The sequence below is a fragment of the Brasilonema bromeliae SPC951 genome (assembly GCF_012912135.1).
Taxonomy (GTDB): domain Bacteria; phylum Cyanobacteriota; class Cyanobacteriia; order Cyanobacteriales; family Nostocaceae; genus Brasilonema; species Brasilonema bromeliae.
The window spans coordinates 1-11,465 of record NZ_QMEB01000076.1 but is presented as its reverse complement, the minus strand read 5'-3'; the positions used below and the strand labels follow the sequence as shown (position 1 = coordinate 11,465).

At 42.0% G+C, this 11,465-nt stretch carries 13 protein-coding genes; 9 read left to right on the top strand and 4 right to left on the bottom strand.

The genetic code is table 11. From position 1 onward, the window contains the following. Positions 1 to 9: 9 nt before the first annotated feature. The 3 genes from DP116_RS11810 to DP116_RS11800 form a co-directional block, all read right to left on the bottom strand. Positions 10 to 327, bottom strand: coding sequence for a hypothetical protein (locus tag DP116_RS11810; RefSeq protein ID WP_169155372.1), 318 nt, complete (start codon positions 325 to 327; stop codon positions 10 to 12). Positions 328 to 394: 67 nt separating this feature from the next. Then, positions 395 to 892, bottom strand: a complete 498-nt coding sequence (locus DP116_RS11805; RefSeq protein ID WP_169155381.1) for a hypothetical protein — start codon at positions 890 to 892, stop codon at positions 395 to 397. Between the two features lie 92 nt (positions 893 to 984). Further along, complete coding sequence (locus DP116_RS11800) at positions 985 to 1,464, bottom strand: alpha/beta hydrolase (protein ID WP_339381442.1); 480 nt, start codon at positions 1,462 to 1,464, stop codon at positions 985 to 987. Between the two features lie 516 nt (positions 1,465 to 1,980). On the opposite strand from DP116_RS11800, the gene DP116_RS11795 reads away from it, so the two are divergent. The 3 genes from DP116_RS11795 (at position 1,981) to tal (ending at position 4,027) form a co-directional block, all read left to right on the top strand. Continuing rightward, positions 1,981 to 2,190: an acetyltransferase gene (locus tag DP116_RS11795; RefSeq protein ID WP_169155370.1), complete on the top strand. Its 210-nt coding sequence runs from the start codon at positions 1,981 to 1,983 to the stop codon at positions 2,188 to 2,190. Positions 2,191 to 2,546: 356 nt separating this feature from the next. Next, a complete protein-coding gene (locus DP116_RS11790; protein ID WP_169155369.1) occupies positions 2,547 to 2,876 on the top strand; it encodes a hypothetical protein in 330 nt (109 codons plus the stop codon). 2 nt (positions 2,877 to 2,878) lie between these two features. Further along, positions 2,879 to 4,027, top strand: coding sequence for a transaldolase (gene tal / locus DP116_RS11785; protein WP_169155368.1), 1,149 nt, complete (start codon positions 2,879 to 2,881; stop codon positions 4,025 to 4,027). A gap of 179 nt (positions 4,028 to 4,206) precedes the next feature. Here tal and DP116_RS11780 read toward each other — a convergent pair whose 3' ends face one another. Continuing rightward, positions 4,207 to 5,139 (bottom strand): DUF1338 domain-containing protein, encoded by a 933-nt coding sequence (locus tag DP116_RS11780; protein ID WP_169155367.1) that lies wholly within the window; start codon positions 5,137 to 5,139, stop codon positions 4,207 to 4,209. Between the two features lie 428 nt (positions 5,140 to 5,567). On the opposite strand from DP116_RS11780, the gene DP116_RS11775 reads away from it, so the two are divergent. From DP116_RS11775 to DP116_RS11750, 6 genes are all read left to right on the top strand, one after another. Continuing rightward, on the top strand, positions 5,568 to 5,888 hold the full coding sequence (locus tag DP116_RS11775) for an NfeD family protein (protein ID WP_169155366.1): 321 nt from the start codon (positions 5,568 to 5,570) through the stop codon (positions 5,886 to 5,888). 84 nt (positions 5,889 to 5,972) lie between these two features. Then, positions 5,973 to 7,313, top strand: coding sequence for a flotillin family protein (locus DP116_RS11770; protein WP_169155365.1), 1,341 nt, complete (start codon positions 5,973 to 5,975; stop codon positions 7,311 to 7,313). A gap of 45 nt (positions 7,314 to 7,358) precedes the next feature. Next, positions 7,359 to 7,952, top strand: coding sequence for a hypothetical protein (locus tag DP116_RS11765; protein ID WP_169155364.1), 594 nt, complete (start codon positions 7,359 to 7,361; stop codon positions 7,950 to 7,952). Between the two features lie 244 nt (positions 7,953 to 8,196). After that, positions 8,197 to 9,468, top strand: coding sequence for a flotillin family protein (locus tag DP116_RS11760; protein ID WP_169155363.1), 1,272 nt, complete (start codon positions 8,197 to 8,199; stop codon positions 9,466 to 9,468). Between the two features lie 81 nt (positions 9,469 to 9,549). Continuing rightward, positions 9,550 to 10,215, top strand: a complete 666-nt coding sequence (locus DP116_RS11755; protein ID WP_169155380.1) for a sigma-70 family RNA polymerase sigma factor — start codon at positions 9,550 to 9,552, stop codon at positions 10,213 to 10,215. Positions 10,216 to 10,232: 17 nt separating this feature from the next. Continuing rightward, positions 10,233 to 11,390 carry a DUF1822 family protein gene (locus DP116_RS11750; protein ID WP_169155362.1) on the top strand — a complete coding sequence of 386 codons (1,158 nt, stop codon included), beginning with the start codon at positions 10,233 to 10,235 and terminating at the stop codon, positions 11,388 to 11,390. The last annotated feature ends 75 nt before the right edge of the window (positions 11,391 to 11,465 follow it).

The following is an 11,465-nucleotide window of genomic DNA, read 5'->3' as shown; positions in this document are numbered from 1 at the left end:
GGGGATAAATCAGGAGAGTAGGGGGGAACCCAACAGCCAGTCGCCACAACGGGAGCCAGCCGCGTGGGCGGGTTTCCCGACTTGAGCGGACTGGCGTGGGGAACCCCAACGCGCTTGTCCCTCTGTCGGGAAACAAGGACTGCTTTCCCTGGCTCCCTCCGGGTATGCCTGCTTTCGCCTGACGGCTAACACCAGTCGCCTACGGCGGGAAAACGCCTCATGCGCGCCCTTATTCACCGCAAGGCGCTGCTCTGGGCAACGAACGCACTGGCTCCCCATGAGGAACTGCCGAAAGGGTTTCCCGACTTGAGCGAACTGGCGTGCCAAGAGCGTTTCCCGACAGAGCAAACTTTCCAAGACGAATTTTGAACTGTTAAGGGGTGTGCTTGTTGATTTAAAATGCTGGAGCGTTTGCAGGAGCTACATCACTGAGACTGCGACCTGTAGTACGCCCGTTATAGCCTTGAAAATCCCGGTATTGTTGCGCTTCAGACTCGGGAACTTGAATTCCTCCAGATGGTGAGGTTACCCAGTGAGGGCGACCTTGCTCATCCCGGTAGTAAACACGCCCATTCTTTGAAAGGTAGTACTTACCTTGCGCTCCCTCTTTCTGGGAATTCTTATGCCTGTTGTAGAGGTAGTATAGAGCAGCTGCTCCGACTAATGTAATTGCTACTTTCTGCCCTGTACTCAATCCCTTTTTAGTTTGGGGTTGGTTTGCTGGGGTTGGATTATTTACTGTTCTAGTAACACTATCCTCAACAGGTGGTGGTGGCGCTGCGGTTCGAGAACCTCCTCCGCAGCCAGAAAGTACTGGAAGTGTTAGCAAAGCTGAAAGAAATATTGCAGCAGGAAACGAAGCTTTTTTGCGCTGTGAGTGTACTGTGTTCATCATATTTCTTCTCCACCCTAATTTGCTAAATGCTGTTTCTTAGCGCCCTTACCAAGATTTGAGATTGGCAAACCTCACAAATATTTTAAATATTATTCGCGCCAAGAGAGCAGGTTTTGCAAACGTTCTGCCAGAAGACTGAGTTGATCATATGTGCGGACAAGACGCTCCCCCTCTACATACACCTCTTGCGTCGGATAATTTTGAATAATTTCAATCAATGACACTTTATTATCTTTGTTAGCTGATAACACTAGAGCTGATCGCAAAGCTTGTGGGTTAGCTTCACTTGAGGGAGTATGAATTGTTTGACCGATTTGGTCTACTAAAAATTCACCAATCGGGTTATTCAGTAGTCGATCTAACACAACTGGGCTAGCGTTGACCTCTTTTGTTAAGACATTACGAACTGTTTGCGGATCTTGACGAGCCTGATTCAAGAGTAAATTTAGCATTGGCGAAACTTCTCCTGTCTCGGCAAATTTTGTTAATTTTTCTACTGACACTGATTCACGAAAAATACCGTATTTTAAAACAATCTTTTCCGCCGCGATCGCACTATTACTGTACAATAAAACACTGACACATGTTAGGAAAGATAACGTGCTTTTAAAAAGATAATCTTGAACTATCATTTCAAATGTACAATTTTTTAAAATTTTGTATACCATGAAAACAAGTTAATTGAGTTTAGTATGATTTTTAAGTCTATAGGAAGCATGCTCTTTAATACTCCTCCAAAAGTTATATTTAAGATACGTAATTTTCTCATTTTCTCTGTAAATTTGAGCTTAATATTTGGTGACAAACAACTACAGTGTGTAAGTCTTGCAGACAAATGTATTAAGAAAGATTAATATCATCTATTATGGCACTTTACGGGCAAGCTATCATGAGCAATTGGTATTAAAAGCTGTATTGATAGTTCATTTTATGCTGAACGTCACAGTATGGTATTAACAAATACTACATGAAAGGTCAGTGGTCAATTCTATCTTAGGGTGAGTGAAACACAGAAAAGAATAGGCTACTGTTAGAAGCTGTCTAGCTAATTAATTTGTTAAACATTCATTCAAACCATTTTCGCCATGCTTCTTCAAGACAAGCAGACTGGTCAATTAGTAGAAATACGCGACTTCGAAGCACTGATTAGCCCATTGAAACCTACTGTCGCTGGGCAACTTCAAGCGGGAGAAGAAGAACAAGAACCAGAAGATTTTAAGAAAGAGCAATTACTTTTTCCTTCTGGTGAGAGCTTGCCACGCTGTTGGATAGATGAAAATTATAAAGACTCTTAATTTTCCATCATAGCAGTCATTATGAGCAAGGTTTTTCATGATCTATCATTGAAAAATACTGCTCATAATTTGGTTGTAAATTCGACTGCAATCTGTTGATGACACCTTTGATCGAAACTTATTTAAGCAGAGCAAAATAGTCAAATCTTTACTTATATTTCATCTCGATCTTTTTGATGAAAATCAAGTCTGTGTTATTCAACAAAATTGAGATGAAATAAATATTATACCGAAAATGTATACCGGAAGATTTTATTGTGATTTTTAAAGTCCCTCTCTTGAAAGAGGAGTTAATGTGTTTGTTTTTTTAGGCTTGATTTAAGAATAGTAAGACCGTTGACAACTTGTTTCAAGCTATGAAGACTCAACAAAAATCAGAAATAGACCAGCCAGTAAGTATAGATAAACACACGAAAGCAGAACCATCAGTCAAGGAAAGGAATTTAACAGTAAATCCGGGAGATGTGATTGCTGAAAAGCCGCAAAGCATTCAAGAAAGAGCAAAGCAAATTGCTGTAGATTCACCGGATATTACAGGTGACTGGATTAAAGTTCCTACCTACTTTATTGTGGAATACCCAAATGGTGAAAAAAAAGCACTTCACCACGTAAGGGATGCTAAGCAAATCTCTGATGTGATTCGACAAGCACGAGTTGACGAGAACGGAAATCGAATTTGGTGGTAAAAATGGCAAGCAACCCACTGTTAACAATAAAAGATTACGGTCAAAGTATCTGGATGGATAATTTGACTCGGGACTTGATTGAGTCTGGTGAACTCCAGCGCATGATTTCGAGTCGGGGTATCCGTGGAATTACTTCTAACCCTGCGATTTTTGAAAAAGCGATCGCCGGAAACGCCCTCTATGATGCTGATATCGAAGCAGGAATTCGAGCAGGTTTACCTGTTTCTAAAATTTACGAATACCTCATCTTTGAAGATATCCGCAACGCTTGTGATATTTTCCGACCTATCTACGAAGAGTCTGGAGGCTTGGATGGCTACGTTAGCATCGAAGTTCCTCCAACTATTGCCCACGATACAAAAGCTACGATTGACGAAGCGCAGCGATATTATCACGAAATTGGGCGGGAAAATGTCATGATAAAAATTCCCGGTACTCTCAGCGGCGCACCAGCAGTAGAACAGGTGATTAGCGACGGAATTAATGTCAACGTTACCCTATTGTTCTCGATTCAAAGCTATGAAGAGGCGGCTTGGGCATACATTCGAGGATTGGAAGCAAGAGTCAATAAGGGTCAAGATATTAGCAAAATAGCCTCTGTTGCTAGTTTCTTCCTCAGTCGAATTGACATTAAAGTTGACCAAATGGTTGAGGAAAGAATTAAGACAATTGGTACTGAAGATTTGGCAATGCAAGCTCGCTTAGTTGCAGTCAAAGGCAAAGTTGCAATTGCTAACGCTAAAATTGCTTACCAAAAATACAAAGAAATTATCCACAGTGAGCGTTGGAAAGCAATAGCCGAGAAAGGAGCGAACGTACAGCGACTACTGTGGGCTTCTACCAGTACCAAAGACCCCGCCTACAGCGATGTGATGTACGTCAACGAGTTAATAGGTTCAGATACCGTTAATACTCTACCCCCAGCCACAATAGAAGCCTGCGCAGATCACTGCGACGTTGCTAATCGGCTTGAAACTGGGGTAAAAGAAGCATATCAGTTGATTGACAGTCTCAAAGAGCCAGATATCAATATTAATCTGGATGAAGTGATGACTCTTGTCTTAGATGAAGGGATTGACAAATTTATTCAGCCATACCAATCACTGATTTCTTCAATGGAAGAAAAAATCAAACAATTGTCTCCCGCTTAGTTGTGCAATATACAGATGTAGAGACGTAGCATGCTACGTCTCTACATTATTCTTATTTATATTCCAATACGGTTCAGTTAAGAGAATGGTAGGTTGGGTAGAGCGGAGCGCGAAACCCAACAAACGTGTGATATTGTTGGGTTTCGTTCCTCAACCCAACCTACGCCTGGACTCACATGCTACGTCTCTACATTATTCTTATTTATATTCAATCGCGTCATTTCAAACAACTGCTGGGCATTCCTTCCTAAAAAACCATCAAACAGCACTTGCTGATCTGGTTCCACTTCTACCATATAGCGCTCGGCAATTTCATAGTAGGCATAAGTCCAAGGGAGTTGAATTTCTACATCTACATTATCTTCTAAGACTGTGACAATTTCAGTAACTGCTTGAGTTGCCGTTTGCCGCAAACCACTAGCAATGTCTCCCTCAATCTCAGCTTTCATTGGCACACCCAAGTTAGCTAAACCACGAGCAGTAGTTTCAATATCTGGGTATTTTGGGGTATTCTGACGATTAACGTAGCCTGTAAAGTGATTGACAGCATAACCGTGCAGCAGCACCCAAGCACCATATTGAGTTACCTTGTTCACTTCTTCCACTACAGAACGCCGGGGAGGTTGCCAATGGGACGTAAAGATTCTATGCAGTTCTTTGGCAAGGCGTTCAGTTTTAGTAGCGAATGTGTGGAGAATTGCTGAAGAATGAAATAAATTCACGCCGGAAACAGTTTGTTGAATGAGGTTGACAGTCTTTTCTGGCAATTCATCGACAATCAACTCGCTGATAAACAACTTCGGTAAATCAAATTCCTCTTGCTGAGGATGGCGATAGTGACGGGCGTAAAGATGGGTTTCTGGAAAAGAGTATTCCCCAGCCGCTTCGTAGCCCAAAGCCTCAGCAAGTTGTCCTAAGTAGTCAATACCCAAATTAACCTTACCCTGTGGACTGTCTATCTCCATTCGTAAAGACCGAAAAGCAATGTGATCATTAGCAACAGTCCCACCCGCATCAGTGATCATTTGTGCGTAGGTGCGGGCATAACTCACCCGGATGCTGTAATCTTGCCAAAGTAATTCCCAAAGATGACGAGCAATTTCGGGGTTCATGGTGTTTGCTGGCGATGCATATCAAACTTTATGATAACTCTGGCAAGGATCCAAAACGACATACTTTCTTTTGTTACTGAGGTTTCGCTATCTTGTAAAGTTTTGTAACAAAAGAGAGAACTTTGTTCTACTCCAACAGAAGAACATATAGAACCAACGCTAATCCAAATGTCACGCTAAGTGATGTTCATTTTGAGCTGCGTTCCGTGACGGCAGAGATATAGCATTTCTGCTATATCCTCTGTCTTACTTATCAGTTACCAGTTATCACTGTTCACTGTTTGAACAGTCTCACTGTTTCTGGTGTATTGGCGATAGCAACATTTTATGAAAGTTCAACCAGCAGAGTTATACAAAAGCACTTCAAGAGGATTGTCTTGAAATGAAAAGTTTTAACTGGGATTTATTCATCAACTGGACAGGAGGAAATGAAAAACTTAATCCTGATAATTGCGGGTATTGCAGTATTCGTGGGTATTTTCGGTGGTGTATTAATCGTTGGATTAATTTCTCTCCAACGACGACGTCAAGTAGTAGATAGCTTGGTACGTAGTGATAATATCATCGGTTGTTTTGCAACGGTGGAAATTCCTTTGAATTACAACAGTCCTGGAAAGGTGCGTGTTAATCTCAAAGGTTCTTTAGTAGATTTTGTTGCCTTTACTGACGAAACTCAACAACTTCATCAAGGTGCTCGTGTCGTTGTTGTTGGTATGAAGGGCAATAAAGTATGGGTGGTGTCTGTGTAGAAAGTGAGGGAAGTAGGGGAAAAATAACACCAAACACCATGCAATAGAAAGCAACAACTAACCACTAATTACTAACTACTAACTATGAAATCTCAGCAAAACATAGCGACGGTGCCAGTAGCACAAATTAATATCGACACACCTACTAATAAGAACAACAATGGTGTTGAAGGATTACTTTTTAGCAGTATCCCCATTGCAGTTTCTATCTTTAGTGCTGTTGTATTTGTATGGTTCGTTAAGTCCTTTTTGTGTATCTGCAAACCCAATGAAGTATTGGTTCTTTCTGGACGCAGATGGCGTACTCAGGATGGACAAGAAGTCGGTTATCGAGTGCTATTAGGTGGACGCGCTATTCGTATTCCGATTGTGGAAACTGTTAAGCGTATGGATGTTACCACTATGCCGGTACGGGTGGAGGTACGAAATGCTTACGCCAAGGGGGGAACACCTTTAAATATTCAAGCAATTGCCAATGTGAAAATTTCCACAGATCCAGGGGTTGTGGGTAATGCTATTGAACGCTTTTTGGATCGCGATCGCTCAGAATTAACTCGTGTCTCTCGCGAAACTCTAGAAGGCTATTTGCGGGGTGTCGTCGCCACTCTCACACCTGAAGAACTGAATGAAGATCGTCTGAGTTTTGCCCACCGTATAGCCTCTGATGTCAGCCGCGACCTTACCAAATTGGGATTACAACTCGACACCTTGAAAATTCAAAGTGTTTCTGATGATGTAGATTATCTCAAATCTTGGGGACGCAAGCAAATTGCTCTTGTTGTTAAAAATGCGGAAATTGCGGAATCAAATGCGATCGCCCAAGCAGAACAAATAGAAGCCCAATGTGAGGAACACGCCCAAGTCGCCAAAACCCAAGACAGAATTATCGTGCTGGAAAAAGAAAACGAACTCCGCACAATAAAGGCAAAGCTAGAACAAAAAGCCCGCTGTGAAGAAGAAATTACCACAGCTGTTGCTCAAGAAAAGAAGGCAAAAGCTGAACAAGTTCTGCAAGCACTACGTTCAGAATTAGAACGCTTGCGCTTACAAGCGGATGAAGTTCTCCCAGCCCAAGCCCAACGCCAAGCCCAAGAAATCCGCGCCAAAGGAGAAGCCGCCCCCTTGGAAGAAAATGCTAAAGCCGCAGCTTTAGTTAACGATATTCTCTCCCAAGTTTGGCAGCAAACTGGAACAGATGCTTCCAAATTATTCCTAATCCAACAAATTGAAACTGTACTCCAAGAAGCAGTGCAGATTCCCAAGCGCATTCAACTCAAGAAAGTGAACGTGATTGACAACGGTGATGGAAAATCTTTAGCCAGCTTAGTCAACGTTTATCCCGAAATCGTGCTTCAGTTCCTAGAAAGCGTCAATCAAACCCTTGGTATTGATGTCACAGGAACTCTCAATCAAGGAAAGGACTAGAGATGACGGTTTTAGACGACAATTTCCAAACTCCCGAGGTTTTTTATGAACACCTTAAAAACTTTTGCTATCACCATAATTGCAGTGACTTTGGGAACGCAAAACCCATCTGCTGCATTGATTAACAAATCAGCATCCCATCAGAATTTAGTTTTTAAAGCACCATTACAACCAGATGTCATTGCCAACGATGTTACTTATTCCACAGCACAGGGCGATACTAAAATTTGGATGCCTGGGCGTATAACAAAGAATAAACCCCAAGAATTAGCTTCTGAAAATCCAACAACTAAGACGGCATATTTCGTTACCTACATAGATTTATCTGAAGACGTTGAATATCTATCTACTGTGGGGATTCGGAAAGTTATGCAAAATGAATTCCGAAAGCAATTCTCTAGTAAAAGCGAGTTCTCTGGTAAAGTCGTTCGGAGTACCGATCTTGTGATTGATGGATATCCTGGTATAGAGTTTCTGGTGCAACATCCTAATGCAGCTTGGGGACAATATCGATTTTTTCTAGTTAAACGACGCATGTATTTTCTAGGTTCTGTAGCACCTGTTGAATTAACCACAGAAACAGCTAATTTCTTTGATTCTTTCCGAGTATATCCAGAGCAAATTCATTATTCGCATTGAACGTACCCTCACTCAACGCCTGTTCACTGTTTTAACAGTTATCAGTCACCAGTTATCAGTTATCAGTTTTTACTACGGCTGCTACTGTTCACTGTTTTAACAGTTATCAGTTATTAGTTTTTACTACGGCTGCTACTGTTCCCTATTTCCTGTTCCCTATTTCCTGTTCCCTGTTAAGAGTTCCCTATTAAGAGTTCACTGTTTGAATGTTCTACAAATTACACTTAAATTCGGAAGAAAGATTATGGAAATTATCGCTTTACTACTAGGAATTTTTGGTACTGGAACTGCCGCTGGTTGGTGGGTGATTCGTAACTTATACTATATTTGTCAACCAAGCGAAGTACTGATTTTCGCTGGCAGTCGCACTTCTCTTGGTGATGGAAATTCGGTTGGATACCGGTTAGTAAAAGGAGGTAGTAGGATTCAAAACCCTCTACTAGAGAAAACTTTCCGCATGGATCTGACAAACATGATTATTGAACTACGGGTATCGCATGCATACTCAAAAGGCGGAATTCCCCTGACAGTAGAAGGAGTCGCAAATATCAAAATTGCTGGAGAAGAACCGACAATTTACAATGCGATTGAGCGACTGTTGGGTAAAAGCCGCAAGGATATTGAACAGTTGGCAAAGGAGACGCTGGAGGGAAATCTGCGGGGAGTATTGGCAAATCTGACGCCAGAACAGGTGAACGAAGATAAAATAGCCTTCGCCAAAAGCCTACTTGAAGAAGCTGAAGACGATTTGGAAAAGCTGGGATTAGTATTAGACAACCTCCAAATCAAGAATATCTTTGATGAGGTGCGCTATCTGGATTCTATCGGACGCAAACAGCAAGCAGAATTGTTACGAGATGCACGCATAGGAGAAGCCGAAGCGAAAGCCGAGGCGATAATAAAAACTTCGGCAAACAACCGCATTACCAAACTCAGGCAGATTGAACGGGATTTGGAAATTGCCAAAGCAGACGCGGAACGCAGAGTTAGAGATACCCTGACAAAGCGGACTGCTATGATTGCAGAGGTAGAAGCGGTTGTCAATGCCCAAGTCGCAAAGGTGCAAGCAGAAGTTGGCGTGCAAACTGAACGCATCAAAAAGGTAGAAAACCAGTTACAAGCTGATGTGGTTGCACCAGCAGAGGCAGAATCCCAACGGGCGATCGCCAAAGCCAAGGGAGATGCAGCCCGCATTGTAGAAGAAGGTAAAGCCCAAGCCGCCGGGACGCAGTATCTCGCCGAATCTTGGCAAAACGCTGGTGCATCTGCCCGAGAAATCTTCATCTATCAAAAACTAGAACCATTGTTGCGCATGTTGGCTGCAGGAGTGCCAGAGGTACAGGTAGACAATTTGACTGTCATTGATGCTACAAATGGTGGTAGTGTTCCCAAAATGGCGTCTTTCTTAGAGCAGTTACGGCAGACGACTGGTGTCGATGTTACCAAGGTTATCAATCAACTTAAGTCTGAAGAAAGAAATAGCAAGTACGAAATCAGATCACATCTGGATAAGTAGCCATAAGACTTGTAAAGGTAAGTTATGCCAAGACTGTTACCAGGTAACCCTGAACAATCAAATCAGACCGACGATGACAGTATGGATGAATTAGAAGCGCAAATCCTCCAACTTGTTCAAGAAACCTGTCAGCATCCGAGAGGTAGTATTGAACGTCAAAAAGGACTGCATAAAATTTTTTTACTGATTCAGCAAACAGGTAAACTGTTGCGGGGTACGGGTGTACCTGATGCGGAGGAAGCACTACAAAAAACCTGGCTATATTTTTGCCGCAATCTTTGCGAGGCAGATACCGTTAAGGAACCCTACAATTCAGGAAAAGGTAGTGTCATAACATGGCTCAACGGGTATTTGAAGTACAGGCTAGAAGATAGTCGTAGGGTTGGTAGTAATAATACAATTCATCCCATACAAGATCAAAATGGTGAAGAGCTAGACCCAGTAAATTTAATTCCAGCACGACCGGAAGCACCACCCATACTAGAAGAAATTCAGCAATGGTTAAAAAAAGAAGCCAATAATTTGCGTCGCATCCACGTACAAGATCGCCCAGATATCAACTGTCTAGTCTTGATTGAACGTCGCTTACCACCCGAAACTTCTTGGAAAGATCTATCTGACGAATTCGGCGTATCCATACCCACCCTCAGCGGTTTCTATCAACGTCAGTGTTTTCCCCGCCTTCTCAACTTTGGCAAATCCCAAGGTTATATTAACAGCGAAGGTTATTTGAATATCGAGTCCTAATTTTTGAATCTACGGCTATGAGTTACTCTACCCAACAGCAAATCATCTCTATTCCCATTCCGGTGAAATTTCGAGAAACTGCTCTGGAATTTGCCCAAGAACAACCAACTCAACAAAAAGCTAAACAAGTGTATGTAAATACTTTAGCTGTACTAGTGGTTAATAGCTACTTAGAAATGCTGGATATTCCCACTGACTTAGAAGCCAGTCATTGTTGGAACCAATATGGGCGCTTGATGGCAAATGTTGCAGATTTACTGCTCACCGGAGTGGGACGTTTAGAATGTAGAGCAATCAGGACGGGCGATCGCCTTTGTTATGTTCCCCCTGAAGTTTGGGATGATCGTATTGGTTATGTCGTTGTAGAACTAAATAAAACCTGCACAGAAGGAAAAGTCAGGGGATTTTTACCTGATATTAAAACATCACAAATTGACATCGAAGAGTTGCAACCATTGGAAAGATTAATAGAATCTTCTCATCTTGTTCACTTGCGGCAATGGCTAGAAGGTATCTACACCTCCCAATGGCAAAGTATGGAAGAACTATCCCGTCAAAGAAGTCCTCAATTAGCCTTTCGTTTTAGACGGATAGGAGGATTTCAGTTAAATACATCAGAAGAAGTTTGGAAACTGATTACCCAATTGTATCCCCATCGCAGTTGGGAAAACAACTTACCATCAGAACTTTTAGAAAAAATGTCTGGTAATCAAGTCGAAGATGTAGAATCACCTCAGCATAACATTAACTCTCTTAGTGTTATCGATGTACTCACTCATCTTTTAAAGACAACTGAAGATGAAGAGAAGCGTTGGAAGTTTGCGGAAACTTTGTGGACAATAGAACCCAACCACCCTGCTATCAGTGCTAGACGCATCATGGATTTAGGGATGCAACTCGTGGGTCATTCTGTGGCTTTAATGGTAGCGATTTTATCTAAGCCAGACAAAACCGTTGCCGTCCTGTTGCGAGTATATCCGATAGGAAATCAGCCCTACCTACCACCAGGCTTGCAATTAGCCGGACTGTATGAAAATGGACAGCCGTTTCTTGAAGTCAAAGCAAGAGTTGTTGATAATTACATCCAATTAAAATTTTGTGCAGAATTTGGCGAAAGATTCGGAGTTGAGGTTAGTATAAATAATGCAAGCATTACGGAACACTTTGTCATTTAGCTAGACAAATGAGTATAGGGTGAGAAAAGTGGGCATGCGGGTTATCTTCGAGATTGGAGAAGGCAGTTTTGAGAC

What these genes read in the sequence shown, in the direction of transcription:
- DP116_RS11805 (WP_169155381.1), bottom strand. Translation starts at nt 892, where the DNA reads ATGAACACAGTACACTCACAGCGCAAAAAAGCTTCGTTTCCTGCTGCA.
- DP116_RS11795 (WP_169155370.1), top strand. Translation starts at nt 1,981, where the DNA reads ATGCTTCTTCAAGACAAGCAGACTGGTCAATTAGTAGAAATACGCGAC.
- DP116_RS11790 (WP_169155369.1), top strand. Translation starts at nt 2,547, where the DNA reads ATGAAGACTCAACAAAAATCAGAAATAGACCAGCCAGTAAGTATAGAT.
- tal (WP_169155368.1), top strand. Translation starts at nt 2,879, where the DNA reads ATGGCAAGCAACCCACTGTTAACAATAAAAGATTACGGTCAAAGTATC.
- DP116_RS11780 (WP_169155367.1), bottom strand. Translation starts at nt 5,139, where the DNA reads ATGAACCCCGAAATTGCTCGTCATCTTTGGGAATTACTTTGGCAAGAT.
- DP116_RS11775 (WP_169155366.1), top strand. Translation starts at nt 5,568, where the DNA reads ATGAAAAACTTAATCCTGATAATTGCGGGTATTGCAGTATTCGTGGGT.
- DP116_RS11770 (WP_169155365.1), top strand. Translation starts at nt 5,973, where the DNA reads ATGAAATCTCAGCAAAACATAGCGACGGTGCCAGTAGCACAAATTAAT.
- DP116_RS11765 (WP_169155364.1), top strand. Translation starts at nt 7,359, where the DNA reads ATGAACACCTTAAAAACTTTTGCTATCACCATAATTGCAGTGACTTTG.
- DP116_RS11760 (WP_169155363.1), top strand. Translation starts at nt 8,197, where the DNA reads ATGGAAATTATCGCTTTACTACTAGGAATTTTTGGTACTGGAACTGCC.
- DP116_RS11755 (WP_169155380.1), top strand. Translation starts at nt 9,550, where the DNA reads ATGGATGAATTAGAAGCGCAAATCCTCCAACTTGTTCAAGAAACCTGT.
- DP116_RS11750 (WP_169155362.1), top strand. Translation starts at nt 10,233, where the DNA reads ATGAGTTACTCTACCCAACAGCAAATCATCTCTATTCCCATTCCGGTG.